Source organism: Streptomyces bambusae (assembly GCF_020532645.1).
GTDB lineage: Bacteria > Actinomycetota > Actinomycetes > Streptomycetales > Streptomycetaceae > Streptomyces > Streptomyces bambusae.
Window position 1 is genome coordinate 83,242 of sequence record NZ_JAJAUZ010000024.1, and the last position, 21,738, is coordinate 104,979.

Sequence of the window (21,738 nt, forward strand, 5' to 3'; positions counted from 1 at the left end):
CCCCCGCAGCACAGCGAATTCTTTGACGAAGGAAGAGAGCAGAACGACAGCCATGGCTGAGGCTCAGAACTCCCCCATTCTCGACTCCGCTCGACTGGGGGCACCCCCCTCGGCGGGCTCCACCACCGCCGGCGCGATCGCGGTGGCCGCAGAGTCCACCGTCGCCACCCGGATGAGCGCGCCCCCGTCCTTCGACGTGGCCGACTTCCCCGTGCCGCACGGCCGCGAGGAGGAGTGGCGCTTCACCCCGCTGGAGCGCCTGCGCGGCCTGCACGACGGCACGGCCGTCGCCAACGGCACCATGAAGGCCCAGATCGACGCCCCCGAAGGGGTCACCGTCGAGTCCGTGGACCGCGGTGACGAGCGCATCGGCAAGGCCGGCACGCCGGTGGACCGGGTCGCCGCCCAGGCGTTCTCCTCCTTCGCCAAGGCCACGGTCGTCACCGTGCCCAAGGAGACCGTGCTCGCCGAGCCGATCCGCGTGGCCCTGCACGGCGAGGGCGGCACGACCTTCGGTCACACCGTCTTCGACATCAAGCCCTTCGCCGAGGCGATCATCGTGATCGACCACACCGGCGACGGCGTGCGCGCCGCCAACGTCGACATCCTCGTCGGCGACGGCGCCAAGGTCACCTTCGTCTCCGTGCAGGACTGGGACGACACCGCCGTCCACACCTCCCAGCACAACGCGCTGGTCGGCCGCGACGCCTCCTTCAAGTCCGTCGTGGTCACCTTCGGCGGCGACCTCGTCCGCCTGCACCCGCGCGTCCGCTACGCCGCCCCCGGTGGCGAGGCGGAGATGCTCGGCCTGTACTTCACCGACGCGTCCCAGCACCAGGAGCACCGCCTCCTGGTCACCCACGACGCGCCGCACTGCAAGTCGAACGTGGTCTACAAGGGCGCGCTGCAGGGCGAGGGCGCCCACGCGGTGTGGATCGGCGACGTCCTCATCGAGAAGACCGCCGAGGGCACCGACACGTACGAGATGAACCGCAACCTCGTCCTCACCGACGGCGCGCGGGTCGACTCGGTCCCGAACCTGGAGATCGAGACCGGCGAGATCGTCGGCGCCGGCCACGCCTCCGCCACCGGCCGCTTCGACGACGAGCAGCTGTTCTACCTGCAGGCCCGCGGCATTCCCGCCGACGAGGCCCGCCGCCTGGTCGTGCGCGGCTTCTTCGCCGAGCTCGTCCAGCAGATCGGTGTCCCGGACATCGAAGAGCGCCTGATCGCCAAGATCGAGGCCGAGCTGGAAGCGTCCGTCTGATGGCGTACGTGAAGGCCTGCGAGCTGGGCGAACTGACCGAGAACACGCCCAGGCGCGTGGAGCTCGACGGCACGCCCGTGTCCCTCGTCTCCACCGAGGGGGAGGTGTTCGCGATCCACGACATCTGCTCGCACGCGAACGTCTCGCTCTCGGAGGGCGAAGTCGAGGACTGCCAGATCGAGTGCTGGCTGCACGGCTCCGCGTTCGACCTGCGCACCGGCAAGCCGTCCGGTCTTCCCGCGACGCGTCCCGTTCCCGTATACCCCGTCAAGATCGAAGGGGGCAGCGTCCTCGTGGACGTCACCGCCTCCCTCACCCAGGAGTCCTGAGACACCCATGGCAACGCTTGAAATCCACGACCTGCGCGTCTCCGTCGAGGCGGACAACGGCTCCCGCGAGATCCTCAAGGGCGTCGACCTGACCGTCAAGCAGGGCGAGACCCACGCCATCATGGGCCCCAACGGCTCCGGCAAGTCCACCCTGGCGTACTCCCTCGCCGGTCACCCGAAGTACACCATCACCGGTGGCACCGTGACCCTCGACGGTGAGGACGTCCTGGAGATGTCCGTCGACGAGCGCGCCCGCGCCGGCGTGTTCCTCGCCATGCAGTACCCGGTCGAGGTCCCCGGTGTCTCGGTCTCCAACTTCCTGCGCACCTCCGCCACCGCGATCCGCGGCGAGGCCCCCAAGCTGCGGCTGTGGGTCAAGGAGGTCAAGGAGGCCATGGAGCGCCTCTCCATGGACCCCGCGTTCGCCGAGCGCAACGTGAACGAGGGCTTCTCCGGCGGTGAGAAGAAGCGCCACGAGATCCTCCAGCTGGAGCTCCTCAAGCCGAAGATCGCGATCCTCGACGAGACCGACTCCGGCCTGGACGTCGACGCGCTGCGCATCGTCTCCGAGGGTGTCAACCGGGTCCGCGAGGCCGGCGAGGTCGGCACCCTGCTGATCACGCACTACACGCGCATCCTGCGCTACATCAAGCCCGACTTCGTGCACGTGTTCGCGAACGGCCGCATCGTCGAGTCCGGCGGTGCCGAGCTCGCCGACCAGCTCGAGGCCGAGGGCTACGACAAGTACGTGAAGGGTGGCGCAACCGCGTGACACAGCTGCCTGGCCTCCTCGACCTCGAGGCGATCCGCAAGGACTTCCCCCTGCTGGATCGTGTGGTCCACGACGGGAAGAAGGTCGTTTACCTGGACAACGCGGCGACCTCGCAGAAGCCGCGCCAGGTGCTCGACGCGATGAGCGCCTACTACGAGCGGCACAACGCCAACGTCCACCGCGGCGTGCACGTGCTCGCCGAGGAGGCCACGGCACTGTACGAAGGCGCCCGCGACAAGGTGGCCGCCTTCATCAACGCCCCGAGCCGCGACGAGGTGATCTTCACCAAGAACGCCTCCGAGTCGCTCAACCTGGTCGCCAACATGCTCGGCTGGGCCGACGAGCCGTACAAGGTCGACGCCCAGACCGAGATCGTCATCACGGAGATGGAGCACCACTCCAACATCGTGCCGTGGCAGCTGCTCTCGCAGCGCACGGGCGCGAAGCTGAAGTGGTTCGGCCTCACCGACGACGGCCGGCTCGACCTGTCGAACATCGACGAGGTCATCACCGAGAAGACGAAGATCGTCTCCTTCGTGCTGGTCTCCAACATCCTCGGCACCCTCAACCCGGTCGAGGCGATCGTGCGCCGCGCCCAGGAGGTCGGGGCGCTCGTCCTGATCGACGCCTCCCAGGCCGCCCCGCACATGCCGCTCGACGTGCAGTCGCTCGGCGCCGACTTCGTGGCCTTCACCGGTCACAAGATGTGCGCCCCGACCGGCATCGGCGTGCTCTGGGGCCGGCAGGAGCTGCTGGAGGACCTGCCGCCGTTCCTCGGCGGCGGCGAGATGATCGAGACCGTCTCGATGCACTCCTCCACGTACGCCCCGGCGCCGCACAAGTTCGAGGCGGGTACGCCCCCGATCGCCCAGGCCGTCGGCCTCGGTGCGGCCGTGGACTACCTGACCGCGATCGGCATGGACAAGATCGCCGCCCACGAGCACGCGATCACCGAGTACGCCGTCAAGCGCCTGCAGGAGGTCCCCGACCTGCGGATCATCGGTCCGAACACGGCCGAGGACCGCGGTGCCGCGATCTCCTTCACGCTCGGCGACATCCACCCGCACGACGTCGGCCAGGTTCTGGACGAGCAGGGCATCGCGGTCCGCGTGGGACACCACTGCGCGCGCCCGGTCTGCCTGCGGTACGGAATTCCTGCGACCACGCGGGCGTCGTTCTACCTGTACTCCTCTCCCGCCGAGGTCGACGCGCTGGTCGACGGGCTGGAGCACGTACGGAACTTCTTCGGATAACGAGGGCGACGAGGGCGCGAGGGCCGCTGTGAAGCTGGATTCGATGTACCAGGAACTCATCCTGGACCACTACAAGCACCCGCACGGGCGCGGTCTGCGCGACGGCGACGCCGAGGTGCACCATGTCAACCCGACGTGCGGCGACGAGATCACGCTGCGCGTGAAGTACGACGGCGAGACGCTCGTGGACGTCTCCTACGAGGGCCAGGGCTGCTCCATCAGCCAGGCCAGCGCGTCCGTGCTGAACGAGCTGCTCGTCGGCAAGGAGCTGGCCGAGGCGCGCCGGATCCAGGACGTGTTCCTGGAGATGATGCAGTCCAAGGGCAAGGTCGAGCCCGACGAGGCCATGGAGGAGGTGCTGGAGGACGCCGTCGCGTTCGTCGGCGTCTCGAAGTACCCGGCTCGTGTGAAGTGTGCTCTGCTGAGCTGGATGGCCTGGAAGGACGCGACCGCCCAGGTGCTGGGCGACGCCGAGAGGAAGACGGCATGACCGAGAACGCAACGCCGGAGGCGACGATCAAGCCGGCCACCGAGGAAGAGGTCCGCGAGGCCCTCTACGACGTGGTCGACCCGGAGCTGGGCATCGACGTCGTCAACCTGGGCCTGATCTACGGGATCCACATCGACGACTCCAACATCGCCACCCTCGACATGACCCTGACGTCGGCGGCCTGCCCGCTGACGGACGTCATCGAGGACCAGGCGAAGTCCGCCACCGAGGGCATCGTCAACGAGCTGCGGATCAACTGGGTCTGGATGCCCCCGTGGGGCCCCGACAAGATCACGGACGACGGCCGTGAGCAGCTGCGCGCACTCGGCTTCAACGTCTGAGTCACCCGCGTACCCGAAGGCCCCCGGCGTTCTCGCCGGGGGCCTTCTGCGTGCCTTGCGGGAAACGCGTGCGGTCAGCCGGCCCGGCCCGGGGCGGCGGGCCCGTACGGCGGTGCGTGGTGCGCCGCCATCAGGGCCGCCGCCAGGTCCTCGCGGCGCAGCCGCTGGTCCACGTAGGCCAGGGTGGTGCACAGCTGCACGAAGCCCATCTGGAACACCTGGCTGACGATCACGCCCAGCAGCAGGCAGCCGATGTACACGACGATCCCGGCGATCACGCCGACGGTGGGAGCGGTCCCGGACGAGTCCTGGAGCATGGCGGGGATCAGCCCGAGCATGCCGCCGAAGACGAACGGCAGCTGGATGAGGTACGAGAGGATCCCGGCGACCAGCGAGGCCAGCAGGTTCAGGCCGAACACCCGCCACCAGGCGCCCCGGACCAGGCGGGCCGACCGGCGCAGGGACGTGACCGGCCCCAGCCCCTCGCACACCGCCACGCCCGGCGCCAGGCTCAGCCGTACGTACAGCCAGGTGCTGACCGGTACCGCCGCGAGGAAGAGGAGCGGGAACACCAGGACGGTGCCGCGCACCGCCTCCTCGCCGTCGCCCGCGGTGGCTGCGGCCAGGGCGACGGCCACGCCGAACGCGGCCAGCATCGGTGCGGCGGCGATCAGCCAGCTCAGGAGGGAGGCGCCGAACACCGCGGGGAGCCGGCTCCAGGTGCGGCGCCACAGGGCGCGGAAGGGCGTCGGGCGGCCGCTGACCGCCTCCTGGACGACGGCCGGGGCCAGCGCGATGATCATGAACATGCCCAGCAGCATGAGCAGGAGGGCGCCGGCGCCCAGCGGGATCGTGAGCGCCAGCACGCTGGTGACCTGCGCATCGTCCGGGCTCTCGCCGTACGGGGTGTCGAAGACCGCCGCGAGGTCCTCGTGGACCACGGCGTACCCGATGCCGCCGGCGACGGCGAGCACCAGGATGCCAACGGCCTGGACCGCCAGCGGGATGCCGAACAGCACCTTCCAGTGCCGGCCGAGCGTGCTGAACGCGCCGCCGACCATCTCGCCGACCTTCAGCGGCCGCAGGGGTATGACCCCCGGCTGCGGCGGCTGCGGAGGAAGCCAGCCGGCGCCCCAGGGCTGCGGGCCCCACCCCGTGTTCTGTGTCATCACTGCGCTCCGTACGCGTCCCGTCCCCTGATGGAACGGACACCGTATCCCGGCCCGCCGGCGCGGCGGCAGGCGGGCACCGTCGCGACCTGCACCGGAGCCGGCCGAACGGCGTTGTGTACGGTCGTACGCATCGATGTGTACGGTGGTACGCATGCCCTACGTACTGCTCGCCGCGGCCATCGCGGCAGAGGTCGCCGGAACCACCGCCATGAAGTTCAGCGACGGCTTCACCAAGCTGTGGCCCTCGCTCGGCACCCTCGTCGGCTACCTCGTCGCCTTCACCCTGCTCGCCCAGACGCTCAAGTCGATGTCCGTCGGCACCGCGTACGCGATCTGGTCCGGGGCCGGCACCGCCGCGATCGCCGCGATCGGCATGGTCTTCCTCGGGGAGTCGGCGAACGCCGTCAAGCTGGCCGGCATCGCCCTGGTGATCGGCGGCGTCCTGCTGCTCAACCTGGGCGGCTCGCACTGATGGCGGCTGCGCGGCGGTACGACCCGGAGCGCCGGTCCCGGATCATCGACGCGGCGATCCGAGTGGTGGGCGCCCACGGCATCGCCGGGCTGAGCCACCGGTCGGTCGCCGCCGAGGCGGACGTTCCGCTCGGCTCCACGACGTACCACTTCAAGACCCTCGACGACCTGCTGGTGGCGGCGCTGCGGCAGGCCAACGAGGGGTTCGCCCGGCGGGTCGCCGAGCACCGGGAGCGGGTCCCCGCCGGCACCGGCCTGGCGGCCGCGCTGGCCCGGCTGCTGGGTGAGTGGCTGACCTCCGACCGGGCGGCCGCGGAGCTGGAGTACGAGCTGTACCTCGCGGCGCTGCGCCGGCCGGCCCTGCGACCGGTGGCCGCCGAGTGGTACGAGGCGATGGAGCGGCTGCTCGCCGACGTCACGGACCGGGGCACGGCGCGGGCGCTGGTCGCCGCGATGGACGGGGTCTGCCTCCAGGTGCTGCTGACGGGGGAGCCGTACGACGAGGAGTGGGTGCGGGAGGTGCTGGGCCGCCTGACCGCCTGACCGCCTGACCGGCGGCCCCGCACCGTCGCGCCTCCCGCGCAGGCGGCCGTCACCCCGCGCCGGCGGCCGTCACCGAGGCCAGCGTGGCCGCCACGCTCGCCTCGATGTCCTCGACCGGGTAGAACACCTCGCGGATCCGCCGGTCCCGGTCCACCACCAGGGTCAGCCGCTTGAGCCGGGTGACCCCGGCCGCCCGGAAGGTGGGCAGCCGCAGGGCCGCCGTCAGCGTCAGCCCGGCGTCCGAGAACAGGCCGAAGCCCAGTCCCTCGGTGAGCGCGAACTCCCGCTGCTCGTCGGGCCGCTGGGTGGACACCCCAGCCACTGTCGCGCCCGCCGCCGTGAACTCGGCCAGCCGGTCCCGGTACGTGCCGGACTCCAGGGTGCAGCCGCGGGTCCCGGGGATGGCGCCCCAGCCCGGCGGGTACGACTCGACCCGGGCGTACGCGCCCGGGAAGCAGTACAGGACCGTGTGCGCGGTGTCCGCGACCGGGTCGCGCAGCCGCCCGTCCTGGTCCGGCAGCAGCAGCTCCGGCAGCCGGGTGCCCGGCAGCGCGTGCACCCGCCGGGCCTCCCGCGAGGCCGCGCCGGCCGTCGCCGTCGCCTCTCCCTCGCCCAGCACCCAGGTGTCGCCCCAGTCCTGCAGGGCCACCAGCACCGGAAGCAGCGCCCGGCCGCGCGCGGTCAGCCGGTAGGCGTGCCGCACCGGCCGCTCCTGGTAGGGCTCCCGGCTCAGAACCCCGGCGTCCACCAGCAGTTTCAGGCGCTCGGTCAGCACCTTCCGGGAGACTCCCAGCTCCCGCTGGAACTCCTCGAACCGCGACAGCCCGCGGGCCGCGTCGCGCACCACGAGCAGGGTCCACCAGTCGCCGACCACGTCGAGGGCCTGCGCGATGGCGCAGTCCGCGTCACCGAGGCTGGTGCGCTGGGCCATCGGCGGGCTCCTTCCGGACGGGCGGGTGCGGTTGCAGGCGCGGGCAGGTCACGTACCCCATGGTAGGTTGCCCCGACGGGTGAGTTCCCAAAAGGAACTGACTAGTCGCGCCGCGCGGGCGGCGCCACGACCACGGGGGGCCGGTCCGATGCCGCAGGGATTGAAAGACGTGCCGAAAGCCGTCTGGCTGCTCGCTGCCGGGGTGTTCGTCAACGCCCTCGTCAGCTTCAGCTTCGTCTTCGTGTTCGTGTACCTCACCGGGCCGCGCGGCCTCGGCACCGCCGAAGCCGGCCTGATCACCGGCCTCGGCGGGATCGGCCTGGTCGCCGGCAACTTCACCGGCGGCTGGTTCGGCGACCGGTTCGGCCACCGGCGGGTGCTGCTCGCCGCCTCCGCCGCCGGCGGCGCGGTGCTCTGCTGCCTGCCGCTCGCGCCCACGGCGCTGCTGTACGCCGTCCTGCCCGCCGCCCAGTACGCCTCGGGCGTCATACGGGCCGCCAACTCCGCCCTCGTCGCGGTCACCGTCCCCGAAGGCTCCCGACGCCAGGCCTTCGCCGTCATCCGCTGCGTCTCCAACGGCGGCTTCACCCTCGGACCGCCGGCCGGCGCGCTGATCGCCACCACCCTGTCCTACGGCTGGATCTTCGTCCTCGACGGGCTCGGCACCCTCTTCTTCGCCCTGTGGACCGCCCGGGTCGTCCCCGCCCGCGGCGCAGCCGAAGCCGCCGCCGCCCCGGACGGGGGCCGGGGCGGCGGCCTCCTCCGCGACCTGCGGGCCCGGCCCGCGCTGCTGGTGCTGCTCGGCGCGATCGTCGTGACCGACGTCGTCTACCGCCAGCAGTACTACACGCTGCCCGCCTTCCTCGCCGACCACGGCATCGGGATCCAGGCGTTCGGCCTGGTCATCGCCCTCAACGGCGGGGTGATCCTGCTGCTCGAACTCCCGGCCGCCGTCGCCCTGCGGCACCGGCCGGCCCTCCAGGTCGTCGGCACCGGTCTGCTGCTGGTCGGCGCCGGGTACGCGGCCCTGCTGCTCGGCGCCGGCATCGCCGCCACCGCCCTGATGATGGTCCTGCTCAGCCTCGGCGAGATCCTCTACAAGACCACCGCCACCGCGTACGTCGCCGACGAATCGCCCGAGCACGCCATCGGCCGCTTCCAGAGCCTGTACGCCGGCGTGTCGGTCATCGGCGTCGTCATCGGCCCGCCGCTGGGAGGAGCCCTGTACGCGACCGCCCCGGCCCTCCTGTGGCCGCTGTGCGCCGGCCTCGGCCTGGCGGCCGGCTGCGCCGTCCTGTACGCGGGTCGCCGGGTCCGCCGGCGGGGCGCGCGACCGGCACATGAGACCGGTTCGCCCGCAGCGGCCGTCGCCGGTTAGCGTTCGGGCATGACTACGCGTACCACCGGCGCCGTCGCCGCCGGACTTGCCACTCTCGCCTCCGACGGCACCGTCCTCGACACCTGGTTCCCCGCGCCCGCCCTGGTCGCGGAGGCCGGCCCGGCCGGCACCGAGCGCCTCACCGCCGAGCAGGCCGTGGAGTTCCTCGGCGCGGCCGCCGCGAAGGCCGTCCGCACGGACGCCGTCCGCGGTGTCGAGGTGGTCGCCGTCCGCACCACCGTCTCCTCGCTCGACGACAAGCCGCTGGACGCCCACGACGCCTACCTGCGCCTGCACCTGCTGAGCCACCGCCTGGTCAAGCCGCACGGCCAGAGCCTCGACGGCGTGTTCGGGCTGCTCGCCAACGTCGCCTGGACCTCGCTGGGCCCGGTCCCCGTCGACCAGGTCGAGACCGTCCGCCTGAACGCCCGCGCCGAGGGCCTGCACCTCCAGGTCACCTCGATCGACAAGTTCCCGCGGATGACCGACTACGTGGCCCCCAAGGGCGTGCGCATCGCCGACGCCGACCGGGTCCGTCTCGGCGCGCACCTCGCCGAGGGCACCACCGTCATGCACGAGGGCTTCGTCAACTTCAACGCGGGCACCCTCGGCACCTCCATGGTCGAGGGCCGCATCTCCGCCGGCGTCGTCGTCGGCGACGGGTCCGACATCGGCGGCGGCGCGTCCACCATGGGCACCCTGTCCGGCGGCGGCAAGCAGATCATCTCCATCGGCGAGCGCTGCCTGCTCGGCGCCGAGTCCGGCATCGGCATCGCGCTCGGCGACGAGTGCATCGTCGAGGCCGGCCTGTACGTGACCGCGGGCACCCGGGTCACCCTGCCCGACGGCCAGGTCGTCAAGGCCCTGGAGCTGTCCGGCGCCAGCAACATCCTGTTCCGCCGCAACTCCACCACCGGCGCCGTCGAGGCCCGCCCGAACAACGCGGTCTGGGGCGGCCTGAACGACGTCCTGCACAGCCACAACTGAGGCTCCCCGCACCACGCGAACGCCCTCCCCGGCAGCCGTACGGCGATCGGGGAGGGCGTTCGTGCGTGCCGGCGGCGCTGCGGCCGGTCAGTTGAGGGGGATCGTGCGGACCAGGCCGGCGAAGGCCTCCTGCTCCTCCGGGGTCAGCTCGACCCGCTCCATCGGATGCGAGGCCGCACTGCGCTGCGCCGGAATGACGGCGAGGCCCTCGTACGCGCCCGGCTCCGGGTGGTGGAAGCGGCTGTCCCACAGCATGTGACCGAGGCCGAGTACCCAGACCACGGCCGCCACGAGCAGCACGCCGAGGCCGATCTGCTGGGCGAGCGAGATGGAGGTGAACACGCGGTCCTCCGGAGGTGGAGTGCGGGCGCAGACGATTCCTGCGTGGGGACACTCAACACCACAACCGGACGAAACGCCGAGTGGGTGTGGCGAGGATCACGCCAGTGCCGAAGGTCCCGAACCCTCCGGGGAAAGCCCCCGGGCGCCGAAGTGTGGCAGGGGCCCGGCCGGGACGGCGGCCGGGCCCCTTCTTCCGCCCGCGAACGGGGGAAGCGTGCCCCCTGTTACGGAATGAAGCGCAGGACCTGGGGGTCGTGGTCGCTGTTCTGGTCGGAGAACTCCGCGTTGATGTGCACGCTGTCGTAGCTGAAGTTCTTCACGCCGGGGCTGGTCAGGATCTGGTCCAGCACCTGCGAGTTGCCCTGGTACACGTACGAGTACCGCTCGGAGCGCGGCAGCGACATGATCGCCGGGTACAGCGCACCGCCGTCGGTCAGCGCCTTCGTGGTCCCGGAGAACTCGAAGTCGTTGATGTCGCCGAGGGTGATGACCCGCGCGTTGCGCTGGACCTGGATCAGGTCCTTCACGAAGGTGTTGACGGCCTGGGCCTGGAGCAGGCGCTTGGCCTCCGACGGGCGGGCCGGCGGCTGGTGGTGCGAGGTCAGGGCCTCGTCGCCGCCCTTGGAGCCGAAGTGGTTCGCGATCACGAAGACCGTGCGGCCGCGGAAGACGAACTCGCCGGCGAGCGGCTTGCGGCTGCTGTCCCAGGCGGTGTTCGCCGGGTCGATGCGGCCGGGGGAGTGGGTCAGGGCGGCGTGGCCCTCCCGGTCGAAGACACCGGTGCCCGTCGTGGCGTTGCCGCCGTCGCGGTCGGTGAAGGAGACCCGATCCGGGTTGAACAGGAAGACCTGGCGGATGTTGCCGCCGGGCTCGCCGCCGTCCTTGTTGTTCTCGGGGTCGATCGAGCGCCAGGCGTACGCGGGACCGCCCGCGGCCTTGATGGCGTCCGTGAACTTGGTGAGGGTCTGGTCGGCGGCGACGGTGCCGTCGTTCTTCGCGCCGTTGTTGTCCTGGATCTCCTCCAGGGCCAGGATGTCCGGCGAGGCCAGGTTCTCGACGACCGCCTTGGCGAGCGCGTCGAACTTCTCCTGCGGGTCGGACGGGTCGAGGTTCTCCACGTTGTACGTGGCCACGGCCAGTTCGCCCGGCTTCTGGGCGCGGGTGGTCTCGCGCGGCAGGTTCTTCGACACGACGGTGCCGAGGGTGCGCGCGACCAGGGTGTAGCCGCCGAACTGGTTGAAGTCCAGCGGGCCTTCGGTGGTGCCGGTCAGCCGGTCGCCGACGTTGGCCACCGGGAACGGCTGCTGGGCCAGCGGCGCGAGCTGCTGGACCTGGAGGCGGCCGGTGTTCTGCGACTCGTACGAGCCGTAGACGGTGCCGCCGCGCTTGTTGCTGTTCTCCCAGCCCTTGACCGTGACCCACAGCTCCGCGTACGGGTCGGTGGCGCCGACCACGCGGGAGGTGCCGATGCGGACGTTCATGCCCTCGAGGGACTCGTAGTAGTCCAGGGCGTAGGTGTCCGGGGCGAGGGCCAGGCCGTTGATCGAGCCGCCCGCGGCCGCGTCGCCGGCCGGCGCGTACTGCTCGGGCACCGAGTACTCGTTGATGTGCTCGGCCTCCGGCAGCGGGTTGCCGGAGGAGACCACCGTGACGGTGGGCTTGCTGATCTGGGTCGCCGACTGGTTGCCGGAGTTCAGACCGCCGGGGACGTACTCGCCGACGAGGCCGTTGACCTTGACGGCGTCGCCGACGGCGACGGTCGGGTTCGAGCCGGTGAAGACGAAGACGCCCTCGCTGGTGGCCGCGTCGTCGTCGGCCTGCGGGTCCTGGATCCAGAAGCCCTTCGAGCCGTACGAGCGGACACCCGTGACGATGCCCTCGATGCCGGTGACCTGCTTGCCGGCATAGGGGGATATACGGGTGGTGCCCTGGATGTCGTGAATGCGCAGGGACGTTTCGCCATCAGCGGCGGAAGCGGTGGTTCCGGCGAGCAGGCCGGCGGCCAGCGCGGAGGCCACGACGGCTGCCACGGCAGCGGAACGGGAAATGGGTCCGGTCACCTGAGGACGGGAACGCATGGTCGGAACTCCGGTATGTGGATGAGGGAACGGAGTGGCGGATCCGTGTACGAGATCTACGCGCGTCAATGTCTTGCGTGACCAGGCACGTTGTCAAGGGCCTCCGAGAAGACGGCGGCTGACGGTCCGGTGAACGGGTCGGGATGGGGTGAAATGCCGTCTACGCTGGGGCCCGCCGTGGCCTTTCCCACACGGCTCCGGGCCCCGTACCGCCCCGCTGCGGCGGGCCCGGCCCGCCCCATGCGACGAGGAGAAACCCCCGATGTCCGCTGAGCGCCCCACGCTGCCGCCGGTGCGGCTGCACTCCGACGCGGAGCTGGCCCGCGACGCCCTCGCGACGCCGCTGCTCGCCCGCGCGGTGCGGCTGGCCCGCTGGGCCGGGCCCGCCACGCGGGTCGGCGCCGGCGGCGAACTCGTCGAAGACCAGCTGCCGGCCGCGGCCGAGCACATCGGCCTCGACGCCGACCCGGACGGCGCCGCGTACGCCGGCGAGGCGTGGCGGGTCGCCGTGGACACCGGGCTCGTCGAGGTGACGGAGGCCGCCGAGGACACCGGCGGGGACGCCGACTCCGGCGGCACCGTGGTCCAGGGCGAGGACCTCGCCCTCGTCACCGGCGGCTCCCCGGCCGACGTCCTCGACCTGTGGCTCACCGCGCTCGACACCGTCCTCGCCGATGCCGCCGTGCCGGACCTCGACGACCTCGTGGACGCCCTCGACGCCGGCGGGCAGATCGACTTCTCCCAGCTCGACTGGGACCCGCAGCACGAGGCCGACTTCCTCGACGGCGTCCTCGCCAACCTCTACCTGCTCACCGCCTCCGAGGGCGGCGCCGGCGACGGGCCGGTCCCGCTGCCCGTGCTCGCCGCCTCGATGATCGTGCCCGACGACATGGCCGAGCCCACCGACGAGGTGCTGGAGCAGGTCTCCGACGCGATGATGCGGCTCGACGACCAGTTCCGGCAGCTGGAGCCGATCGGACTCGTCGAGTACCGGCCGGTCGACGAGGCACTGATGGCCGAGGTGGAAGAGGCCGAGGCGGCCGCAGTGAGCGCCGAGACCTCCGGCGTCGACCCCGAGGACGTCTCCCGGTACGGGCTGGTCCGGCTGACCCCGCTCGGCCTGTTCGGCGTACGCGCCCGGATGCTGGAGGCCGGGGTGGCCGCCCCGGCCGTCGGCGACTGGGCGGACAAGGGCGCGGACGCCCTGCTGGACGCCGTGGCCGTGTTCTCCGAGGACCTCGCGCAGGCCGAGATCGAGACCTGGCTGGCCCGCCGCGAGGTGCCGGGCGCCGCCGCCGAACTGCTCGCCGCCGCCCGCGGCGGGGACCCCGGCGGACCGCTGCGCCGACTCCGCTGCCAGCAGGCGCTCGCGCTCGCCGACGCGGCCGCCGAACCCGCGGTGCGCGCGGTCCTCGACGACCCCGAACTCGGCGGCCTGGCCCGGGTCTGGCTGGCCGAACGCGGCGCCGCCGACGTGCCGGCACCCGACCAGGCCATGGTGTTCTGGCTCACCGTCGACACCATCGCGGCCCAGCTCGGCGCCGACGGCGAGACGGAGGGCCTGGCCGCCCTGATGGCCGGTCTGACCGAGGGCCACAGCGGGTTCTTCGACGCTGTCTGGCGGGTCCCGCACCCGGCCACGGCCGACGTGCTGGAGGCCATGGGCCGCCTGCACCCGGACCGCAAGGCGGCGAAGGAGGCCCGGAAGGCGGCCTTCAAGGCGCGGTCCGTGCAGGGCTGACGGGGCGGCCGCGGGGCCGGCGGGCCGCAGGCAGGAAACGGCCCGTCTTCGTGGGGTGTTCAACCGGAGTTCAGCCATGGGCGGGAGCCTGTGCGCCGTCCCCCCGGGCACCGCCCGGGGGATCCCCGCTCCGCGCACACGTCCCCACGAGGAGAGCCGATGCCGCTCAGCCGCCGAGAATTCACCGCCCGCACCGCGACCGCGGGGGCCGGACTCGCCCTCACGGGCACCGTCGCCGCCCTCGCCACCGCCCCCGGCGCACTGGCCGCCGACGAGACCGCCGGCCCCGCCGCGGGCGAGGACGGCCACGGTGACCGGTGCGCCCCCGGGTACGGGCCGCTGCTCCCCGACCCTGCGGGCATCCTCGCGCTGCCGGCCGGCTTCTCGTACCGGGTCCTGACCCACAGCGGCGTCACCACGCTGGAGTCCGGCGAGCCCACCCCCGAGAAGCACGACGGCACCGCCGCCTTCGAGGGCCCCCGCGGCGTCACCCTCCTCGTCAACAACCACGAGCTGAAGGGCCGGCGGTCCTCCTGGGCCCGCCCGGTGCCGCTCGCCGAGGGGCTCGTCTACGACCCGGCCGCGGCCGGCGGCTGCACGGTCGTCGAGGTCCGCCGCGGCGGCGAGGTCGCCGAATGGGTCGGCATCGCGGGCACCTCGACCAACTGCGCCGGCGGCACCACCCCCTGGGGCACCTGGCTGACCTGCGAGGAGACCGAGGACCTCGCGGGCAGGAACGGCATGACCAAGGACCACGGCTACGTCTTCGAGGTCGACCCGCACGACCGCCGCGCCAACCGGGACCCGCGCCCGGTCAAGGCCTTCGGCCGGTACGCGCACGAGGCCGTCGTCATCGACCCCAAGCGCGGCCACGCCTACCTCACCGAGGACGCCTCCGGCCCGAACGGCCTGCTCTACCGCTGGGTCCCGCCGCAGGGCTTCCGGCACGGCCGCGGCCGGCTGCGCACCCTCGCCGACGACGCGGGCGTCCTCCAGGCGGCCAAGTGCTTCGACAGCGCGGGCCGGTTCGTGGACGACCTGTCCCGGGCCACCCGGATCGGAACCGTCTACGGGGTCGACTGGGCCGACGTACCCGACCGGGACGCCCGTACGGTGCCGGTGCGCAAGCAGTTCGGCGAGGGCGCGGTCACCCGGGCCCGCAAGCTGGAGGGCATGTGGTGGGCCGACGGCGGCGCGTACTTCGTCTCCTCGTACGCGCGGGAGGAGAGCCCGGGCGCCGCGCACGACGGCCAGGTGTGGTTCTACGACCCGAAGCGGCGCACCGTCCGGCTGACCGTGCTGCTCGGCGTGAACGCGGACCCGTCGGCGGACGGCGGCTACGACGGCCCCGACAACATCACCGTCTCGCCCTACGGCGGCCTGGTCATCGCCGAGGACGGCTCGGGGCTCCAGCACCTGTTCGGCGCGACGGAGAGCGGGCGCACCTACCCGCTGGCGCGCAACGAGCTGAACATCGGCACCGCGGAGGAGCCGGAGTACTCGGAGTTCGCGGGCGTGTGCTTCTCGCCCGACGGGCGGACGCTGTTCGCCTGCATCCAGGAGCCGGGGGTCATGGTCGCCGTCACGGGGCCGTGGCGGCGGAAGCGGTGAGCGGTTCCTGACGCGTCAGCAGAGTTCCGCGGCTGCGGCCTCCGCGCGGGAGGCCGCAGCCCACTCCTCCAGCAGGAACTCGTAGGCCTCGGCCGGCCACTCATCACCCGCGAGGTTGTCCACGAGCAGCCGTATCGCGTCGTTCGCCTCGGCGGCGGAAGGACGCGCGGGGCCCGCGGGGGTGAGTGTGTCGTACATGGGATCCAGGTTAGGGGCGGGCACTGACGGTGACCGTTGATTTTCGCTCGAATGTGTCACGTCGTACCCGCCCCCTCCGTCAAAGTGCCTGCGCAGCGGGCTTGACCATGCCCCGCACTGTGCGGGACTTCACAAATTCGCCCATGGCCGTCATCTCCCATTCGCCCGAGAACTGGCGGATCAGCTTGGCCATCATCACGCCGGTCTGCGGCTCGGCGCTGGTGAGGTCGAAGCGGACCAGCTCCTCGCCGCTGGCCGCGTCGATCAGCCGGCAGTACGCCTTGGCCACGTCGGTGAACTTCTGGCCCGAGAAAGAGTTGACGGTGAAGACCAGCCCGGTGGCCTCGGCGGGCAGCCGGCCGAGGTCGACCACGATGACCTCGTCGTCTCCGGCGCCCTCGCCCGTCAGGTTGTCGCCGGAGTGCTTGATCGCGCCGTTCAGGATGCTCAGCTTGCCGAAGTAGCAGCTGTCGAGGTGGTTGCGCTGGGGGCCGTACGCGATGACGGACGCATCGAGGTCGATGTCCCGGCCGCGGAACGCCGGCTCCCAGCCGAGGCCCATCTTGACCTGCGAGAGCAGCGGGCGGCCGCCCTTGACGAGGGACACCGTCTGGTTCTTCTGGAGGTTGACGCGGCCCTTGTCCAGGTTGATCTTCCCGCTCGCGGCGGGGGTTGCCGGGGCGGCTGCGGCGGGGGCCGGCGGCGCGGGCGGGGCCGGGGGCAGCTGGGTGGTGGCGGCCGCGGGGGCGGGCCAGGCGGCGGGCTGCGGTGCGGCGGGGGGTGCCGGGGGAGCGGGCGGAGCCGGGGGAGCGGCGGCCGGGGCGGCCGGCTCCTCGTCGACCGAGACGCCGAAGTCGGTGGCGATGCCGGCCAGGCCGTTGGCGTACCCCTGGCCGACCGCGCGGACCTTCCAGGCCCCGCCGCGCAGGTAGACCTCGACGACGACGAGCGCGGTCTCGGCGCCGAGCTGCGGCGGGGTGAAGGTGGCGATGACGCTGCCGTCGTCGGCGTTGCGCACGGTGGCCGTGGGCTCGATGCCCTGGAAGGTCTGCCCCGCGGCGTCCGGGCTGGCCGTGACGACGATCTTCTCGATGCCGGCCGGGACGGCGGCGGTGTCCACGGTGATCGCGTCGGGCGCGGTGCCGCCGCCGGAGCGGTAGCTGACGCCGGGACCCGCGGGCTGGTTGTAGAAGATGAAGTCGTCGTCGGAACGCACCTTGCCGTCGGCGGCGAGGAGCAGCCCGGACACGTCGAGCCGTACCGGAGCGGCCACGTCCACCGTCACGCGAACGGTGTTCAGCGGCAGGTTCGAACCAGGGGTCATAGCGGTCATGCCGGGAGAACGACCGGGGTGCCTTTGCCGTTCCCTTACCCGGGTACCCGGGTGAATCAACGCAGGTTGCGCGGATGGTTGCGCGCCATCCGCTCATTTCCGAACTTGTACGCCCCGGTCCACCGGGCCATCACCAACTGCTCGTCCCCCGCGACCACCTCCGCAAGGAACTTCTCGGCCCGGCTCCCCCGCAGCGTCCCCGCCGCCCGCCCCCGATGCGTGATGACCACACTTCCGTCACCGCGCTGCTCATACGTAAATCCAAAAGGTCTGGCCATGGGCCCGAGTCTCGGTGCCGGACCGTACTCCGGGCAACGAGTTTTCGACGGCCTCCACCGCAACTTCCTGCCCGTCCGGCTTTGAGGCGCCCGGGGCTCCGCCGCAACGTCCAGCCCGTCGGCATTCGAGGCATGGGGCCGGGGCTCCACCGCAACTTCCGGCCCGTCCGGCCTTTGAGCCGCGGGGCCCGGGGCTCCGCCGCAACGTCCAGCCCGTCTGGCCTTTGAGGCGCGGGGCCCGGGGCTCCGCCGCGACTTCCGGCCCGTCCGGCCTTTGAGGCATGGGGTCGGGGCTCCGCCGCAACGTCCAGCCCGTCCGGCGTTTGAGGACCGGGGTCGGGGGCGGAGCCCCGCATCTTTGAGCCCCGCCGGCGATTGAGGCGCGGGGCCCGGGGCGGAGCCCCGGTTCGGGAAGGGGCGGGCAGGGGAACAGCCCCGCAGGGCCGGCCTCAGCCCACCACCCCGTCCACCCGCCGCGGCACCCCCAGCGGATTCCCCTCCCGCAACTCCAGCGGCAACAGCGCATCCGGCACGGACTGGTACACCACCGGCCGCACCCACCGCTCAATGGCCGTCCCCCCCACCGACGTGGAGTGCGAGGTGGCCGCCGGATACGGCCCCCCGTGATGCTGAGCCGGCGCCACCGCAACCCCCGTGGGCCACCCGTTCACCACCACCCGCCCCGCCAGCGAACAGGCCGCCTCGACCAGCCCGTCCACCGCACCGGCCGCATCGCCCCCGCCGGCCTCGGAGGAGGACACCTGCAGCGTCGCACTCAGGTTCCCTCCGAGCCGCCCCAGCACGGCCACCGCCTCGTCCGCAGCCCCGTACCGCGCCACCACGGTCACCGGCCCGAAGCACTCCTCCAGCAGCACGTCGTACGCACTCCCCGCCGTGCCCGAGTCCGTGCCCGAGCCCGCACCCGAGCCCGGAGCCAGCCGAGCCGCCGGCACCTGGAAGAACCCGGCTCCCACGGTCCCCTCACCCCCGCCCCCCGCACCGGCCGCCACCGGCGCCGTGACACCGGGCAGTGCCCCCCGCTCCCGCACCCCCGCCAGGAAGTTCTCGCGCATCCGCAGATCGAGCAGCACCCCCGGCTCCGTACCGGCGATGGCCTTCCCGAACGCGTCGACCAGCCGGTCCCCGTCGTCCCCCTCCGGCACCAGCACCAGCCCCGGCTTCACGCAGAACTGCCCGACCCCCAGCGTCACGGCCCCGGCCAGCCCGGCCCCGATCTCCTCCGCCCGCTCGGCCGCGGCCGCCCCGGTGACCACGACCGGGTTGAGCGAGCCCAGTTCGCCGTGGAACGGGATCGGCACCGGCCGCGCGGCAGCCGCGTCGAACAGCGCCCGCCCGCCCCGGATGGAACCGGTGAACCCGGCCGCGGCCACCAGCGGATGGCGGATCAGCTCCAGCCCCGCGTCGAAGCCGTGCACGACGGCGACCGTTTCCGCGGGCAGCCCCGACTGCACGGCAGCCCGGCGCAGCAGCCCGGCGCACAGCTCGGACGTGGCCGGGTGGTCGGGGTGCGCCTTGACGACGACCGGGCAGCCGGCCGCGAGCGCACTGGCGGTGTCCCCGCCGGGCACCGAGAAGGCGAGCGGGAAGTTCGAGGCCGCGTACACGGCGACCACTCCGAGCGGCACCTTGTACCGGCGAAGTTCGGGGCGCGGCGGCGTCAGCGACGGGTCGGCGCGGTCGATCCGGATGTCCAGGTAGCCGCCCTCCTCGACCAGGTCGGCGAAGGCCCGCAGCTGGTACGTGGTGCGGCCCAGCTCGCCGGTGAGGCGGACGGACCCGAGGGCGGTCTCGGCATCGGCGGTCTCGACCACCTCGGCCACGGCGGCGTCCAGCAGATCGGCCGCCGTCCGCAGGAACGCGATGCGCGTCGCGCGGTCGGCGAGGGCGGCCCGGGCCGCATGGGCGCCGCGCACCGCCGCGTCCACCACCTGGGGTGTGGCCTCCGCCGCAACCTGCTCGCGCTGCTTCCCGGTGCGGGGGTCCACACTCCAGACTGGTGCTGCTGCCATGGCCCACTGCCTCCTGGGTCTGCCCGGACCGGAGCGGGCCCGCCGATTCGGCCCGGATGCGTCTCGGCCCGCGCGAGATCGTTCAGTATTCTGAACGCGGTTCGTATAGGTGAATGATCGGCTCTGGTGCGGACTCTATTTCCGCGCCGGACGCGTGACAAGAGGGGCAAGAGGCGATGGCTACAGCCGAGTCAGGGGCGGCACCGGTCAAGTCCGCCGTGCGGACGGTCGAGTTGCTGGAATGGTGCGCGGCCCGCCCGGGACTGCACAGCCTGGCCGAGATCCAGGAGGCGATCGGCTACCCCAAGTCCAGCCTCTACATGCTCCTGCGCACCCTCGTCGACCTGGGCTGGATGGAGACCGACGCCACCGGCACCCGCTACGGGATCGGGGTGCGGGCGCTGCTCGTGGGCAGCTCGTACATCGACGGGGACGAGGTCGTCGCGGCCGCCCGCCCCACCCTGGACCGGCTCTCGGACGACACCACCGAGACCATCCACCTGGCCCGGCTGGACGGCACCAGCGTGGTCTACCTCGCCACCCGGCAGTCCCAGCACTTCCTGAGGCCGTTCACCCGCGTCGGCCGGCGTCTGCCGGCGTACTCGACGGCCCTCGGGAAGGCGCTGCTGGCCACGTACACCGACGAGCAGGTGCGCGCCATGCTGCCGGAACGGCTGGAGCCCGTCACCGAGCACACCATCACCGACCGCGAGGTCCTCATCGAGGAGCTGGCGCTGGTGCGGGAGCAGGGATACGCGGTGGACCGCGAGGAGAGCACCCTCGGACTGCGCTGCTTCGGGGTGGCCGTTCCCTACCGCACCCCGGCCCGGGACGCGATCAGCTGCTCGGTGCCGGCGGCCCGGCTGGTGCCGGGGCACGAACAGGTGATCAAGTCGGCGCTGTTCGACGCCCGCGACCGGCTGGCGCTGGCCACGCGGAGGCTCTGAGCGGGTACGGGCCTCCCTCGGACGGGTGGGGGCGTCTCCCCCTGGCGGGGGAGGGGGATCACCGTTGCGAGGGAGGTGCGGGGCGGCGCGGGCCGGGATCGTTGAGGCATGAACACGCGAACCGCTTCCTCCTGGAAGGCCGTTGCCTCTCCGGCCGCCTCTCCGGCCGCCTCTCCGGCCGCCTCTCCGGCCGCCTCTCCGGCCGCCTCTCCGGCCGCCTCTCCGGCTGTTTCTCCGGCCGCCCCTTCCGCTGCTCCTTCCGCCTCTTCCGCTGCCGCCTCCGCTGCGGTCGGGACCCTCGGACCGGGCCGGCGGGTGCTGCGGGCCGCGGCCCTCGTCGCCACGCTGCCCTACCTCACCCTGAAGACGGCCTGGCTGGCCGGGAGCACCGTGGGCATACCCGAGGGCAGCGTGCTGCGCGACTCCGGACCGGCCCTCGTCGTCGCCAACGCGACGACCCTCGCGATGGACGTGGCTCTGGCCGTGCTGGTGCTCCTGCTCACCCGGCCGTGGGGGATGCGGTTGCCCGCCTGGCTCCTGACCGTGCCGGCGTTCACAGCCACGGGCCTGCTCACACCGATAGCGATCGGCTTTCCCGGACAGTGGCTCATACGGGCGGCGGGTGCCGCGGACACCCCACCGGACGCCAGACCCTTCCTCGAACCCTGGGTGTTCAACGTCGTCTACACCGGCTTCATCATCCAGGCCCTCGCCCTGGCCGGATTGTTCGTGCCGTACGCCCGGGACCGCTGGGGCGGGCGCTGGCAGGGGCGGCTCGGCGCCCGGATGCCGGCGGCGGCCCGGGTCGCGGCCGGTGCGGCGGCCCTCGCCGCGGTGGCGGTGGCCGGCGCGCACCTGTACTGGGCGTGCGGCGGCAGCGCCGGGCTCACCGGCACGTCGGCCGGCGCCGAGACGGCCACGGCCCGCATGATGCACGGCGTCCACGCCCTGACCACCCTCGCGGCCGTGGTAGCGGCGCTCGTCCTCGCCCGGGGCGGCCGGGCCGGCGCGCGGATACCCCTGGCGGTGGCGTGGACCGCCTCCTCCGCCGCCGCCTGCTGGGGTGCCTGGCTGCTGATCGCCGCCGTCGTGAACGTCTTCGAAGCGTCCCGGCAGGCCCCGGTCGCCCTGCTGTTCGCCTACGCTGGCCAGATGATCACTGGGGGGCTCGTGGCGGCGGTCCTGACCCGGTTCCTCACCGCCCGCCGGCCCGGGTGAGCCGGCCGCCGCAGGACGGTGCGCGGGA

22 protein-coding genes are annotated in these 21,738 nt (G+C 72.6%); 14 read left to right on the plus strand and 8 right to left on the minus strand.

The annotated features are described in order from the left end of the window. Positions 1 to 52: 52 nt before the first annotated feature. Genes sufD through LG634_RS18570 form a run of 6 tightly spaced genes read left to right on the plus strand, consistent with a single transcriptional unit; the run spans position 53 to position 4,452 of the window. Complete coding sequence (sufD, locus tag LG634_RS18545; RefSeq protein ID WP_226734973.1) at positions 53 to 1,267, plus strand: Fe-S cluster assembly protein SufD; 1,215 nt, start codon at positions 53 to 55, stop codon at positions 1,265 to 1,267. Further along, positions 1,267 to 1,596 (plus strand): non-heme iron oxygenase ferredoxin subunit, encoded by a 330-nt coding sequence (locus LG634_RS18550; RefSeq protein WP_226734974.1) that lies wholly within the window; start codon positions 1,267 to 1,269, stop codon positions 1,594 to 1,596. Before sufD ends, LG634_RS18550 begins: the two co-directional genes overlap by 1 nt. Positions 1,597 to 1,603: 7 nt before the next feature. Beyond that, positions 1,604 to 2,368: a Fe-S cluster assembly ATPase SufC gene (gene sufC, locus LG634_RS18555; protein ID WP_226734975.1), complete on the plus strand. Its 765-nt coding sequence runs from the start codon at positions 1,604 to 1,606 to the stop codon at positions 2,366 to 2,368. Next, a complete protein-coding gene (locus LG634_RS18560; protein WP_226734976.1) occupies positions 2,365 to 3,621 on the plus strand; it encodes a cysteine desulfurase in 1,257 nt (418 codons plus the stop codon). Before sufC ends, LG634_RS18560 begins: the two co-directional genes overlap by 4 nt. Before the next feature lie 28 nt (positions 3,622 to 3,649). After that, positions 3,650 to 4,111, plus strand: coding sequence for a Fe-S cluster assembly sulfur transfer protein SufU (sufU, locus tag LG634_RS18565; protein WP_226734977.1), 462 nt, complete (start codon positions 3,650 to 3,652; stop codon positions 4,109 to 4,111). Further along, entirely contained in the window at positions 4,108 to 4,452 is a 345-nt protein-coding gene (locus LG634_RS18570) for a metal-sulfur cluster assembly factor (protein WP_226734978.1), read from the plus strand. Before sufU ends, LG634_RS18570 begins: the two co-directional genes overlap by 4 nt. Positions 4,453 to 4,526: 74 nt before the next feature. Here the strand turns inward: LG634_RS18570 and LG634_RS18575 are convergent, their stop codons facing one another. Next, the gene (locus LG634_RS18575) at positions 4,527 to 5,621 is read right to left on the minus strand and encodes a hypothetical protein (RefSeq protein ID WP_226734979.1); all 1,095 of its coding nucleotides are present in this window, start codon (positions 5,619 to 5,621) and stop codon (positions 4,527 to 4,529) included. A 154-nt stretch (positions 5,622 to 5,775) separates the two neighbouring features. On the opposite strand from LG634_RS18575, the gene LG634_RS18580 reads away from it, so the two are divergent. Both LG634_RS18580 and LG634_RS18585 read left to right on the plus strand, forming a co-directional pair. Continuing rightward, positions 5,776 to 6,096: a DMT family transporter gene (locus LG634_RS18580; RefSeq protein ID WP_226734980.1), complete on the plus strand. Its 321-nt coding sequence runs from the start codon at positions 5,776 to 5,778 to the stop codon at positions 6,094 to 6,096. Next, entirely contained in the window at positions 6,096 to 6,638 is a 543-nt protein-coding gene (locus tag LG634_RS18585; protein ID WP_226734981.1) for a TetR/AcrR family transcriptional regulator, read from the plus strand. The genes LG634_RS18580 and LG634_RS18585 overlap by 1 nt, the downstream gene beginning before the upstream one ends. Before the next feature lie 49 nt (positions 6,639 to 6,687). Here LG634_RS18585 and LG634_RS18590 read toward each other — a convergent pair whose 3' ends face one another. Continuing rightward, positions 6,688 to 7,569 (minus strand): winged helix-turn-helix transcriptional regulator, encoded by an 882-nt coding sequence (locus LG634_RS18590; protein WP_226734982.1) that lies wholly within the window; start codon positions 7,567 to 7,569, stop codon positions 6,688 to 6,690. Positions 7,570 to 7,717: 148 nt separating this feature from the next. Here LG634_RS18590 and LG634_RS18595 point away from each other — a divergent pair, with 148 nt between their 5' ends. Both LG634_RS18595 and dapD read left to right on the plus strand, forming a co-directional pair. Then, positions 7,718 to 8,947 (plus strand): MFS transporter, encoded by a 1,230-nt coding sequence (locus LG634_RS18595; RefSeq protein WP_226734983.1) that lies wholly within the window; start codon positions 7,718 to 7,720, stop codon positions 8,945 to 8,947. Positions 8,948 to 8,956: 9 nt separating this feature from the next. Continuing rightward, the gene (gene dapD / locus LG634_RS18600) at positions 8,957 to 9,934 is read left to right on the plus strand and encodes a 2,3,4,5-tetrahydropyridine-2,6-dicarboxylate N-succinyltransferase (RefSeq protein WP_226734984.1); all 978 of its coding nucleotides are present in this window, start codon (positions 8,957 to 8,959) and stop codon (positions 9,932 to 9,934) included. Between the two features lie 87 nt (positions 9,935 to 10,021). Here dapD and LG634_RS18605 read toward each other — a convergent pair whose 3' ends face one another. After that, on the minus strand, positions 10,022 to 10,276 hold the full coding sequence (locus tag LG634_RS18605; protein ID WP_226734985.1) for a hypothetical protein: 255 nt from the start codon (positions 10,274 to 10,276) through the stop codon (positions 10,022 to 10,024). 224 nt (positions 10,277 to 10,500) lie between these two features. Then, complete coding sequence (locus LG634_RS18610; protein ID WP_372482449.1) at positions 10,501 to 12,336, minus strand: DUF8508 domain-containing protein; 1,836 nt, start codon at positions 12,334 to 12,336, stop codon at positions 10,501 to 10,503. Positions 12,337 to 12,616: 280 nt separating this feature from the next. Between LG634_RS18610 and LG634_RS18615 the strand changes: the two genes are divergently transcribed. Both LG634_RS18615 and LG634_RS18620 read left to right on the plus strand, forming a co-directional pair. Next, positions 12,617 to 14,095, plus strand: a complete 1,479-nt coding sequence (locus LG634_RS18615) for a hypothetical protein (RefSeq protein WP_226734987.1) — start codon at positions 12,617 to 12,619, stop codon at positions 14,093 to 14,095. Positions 14,096 to 14,254: 159 nt separating this feature from the next. Continuing rightward, positions 14,255 to 15,706: an alkaline phosphatase PhoX gene (locus LG634_RS18620; protein WP_226734988.1), complete on the plus strand. Its 1,452-nt coding sequence runs from the start codon at positions 14,255 to 14,257 to the stop codon at positions 15,704 to 15,706. Between the two features lie 15 nt (positions 15,707 to 15,721). Here LG634_RS18620 and LG634_RS18625 read toward each other — a convergent pair whose 3' ends face one another. The 4 genes from LG634_RS18625 to LG634_RS18640 form a co-directional block, all read right to left on the minus strand. After that, a complete protein-coding gene (locus LG634_RS18625; protein WP_226734989.1) occupies positions 15,722 to 15,904 on the minus strand; it encodes a hypothetical protein in 183 nt (60 codons plus the stop codon). A gap of 79 nt (positions 15,905 to 15,983) precedes the next feature. Then, positions 15,984 to 17,237 carry a TerD family protein gene (locus tag LG634_RS18630; RefSeq protein ID WP_226734990.1) on the minus strand — a complete coding sequence of 418 codons (1,254 nt, stop codon included), beginning with the start codon at positions 17,235 to 17,237 and terminating at the stop codon, positions 15,984 to 15,986. Between the two features lie 56 nt (positions 17,238 to 17,293). Beyond that, on the minus strand, positions 17,294 to 17,515 hold the full coding sequence (locus LG634_RS18635; RefSeq protein ID WP_226734991.1) for a hypothetical protein: 222 nt from the start codon (positions 17,513 to 17,515) through the stop codon (positions 17,294 to 17,296). A 449-nt stretch (positions 17,516 to 17,964) separates the two neighbouring features. Further along, positions 17,965 to 19,545 carry an aldehyde dehydrogenase family protein gene (locus LG634_RS18640; protein WP_226734992.1) on the minus strand — a complete coding sequence of 527 codons (1,581 nt, stop codon included), beginning with the start codon at positions 19,543 to 19,545 and terminating at the stop codon, positions 17,965 to 17,967. A gap of 176 nt (positions 19,546 to 19,721) precedes the next feature. On the opposite strand from LG634_RS18640, the gene LG634_RS18645 reads away from it, so the two are divergent. Both LG634_RS18645 and LG634_RS18650 read left to right on the plus strand, forming a co-directional pair. After that, positions 19,722 to 20,492, plus strand: coding sequence for an IclR family transcriptional regulator (locus LG634_RS18645; RefSeq protein WP_226734993.1), 771 nt, complete (start codon positions 19,722 to 19,724; stop codon positions 20,490 to 20,492). A gap of 108 nt (positions 20,493 to 20,600) precedes the next feature. Further along, positions 20,601 to 21,710, plus strand: a complete 1,110-nt coding sequence (locus tag LG634_RS18650) for a hypothetical protein (protein ID WP_226734994.1) — start codon at positions 20,601 to 20,603, stop codon at positions 21,708 to 21,710. Positions 21,711 to 21,738: the final 28 nt, after the last annotated feature.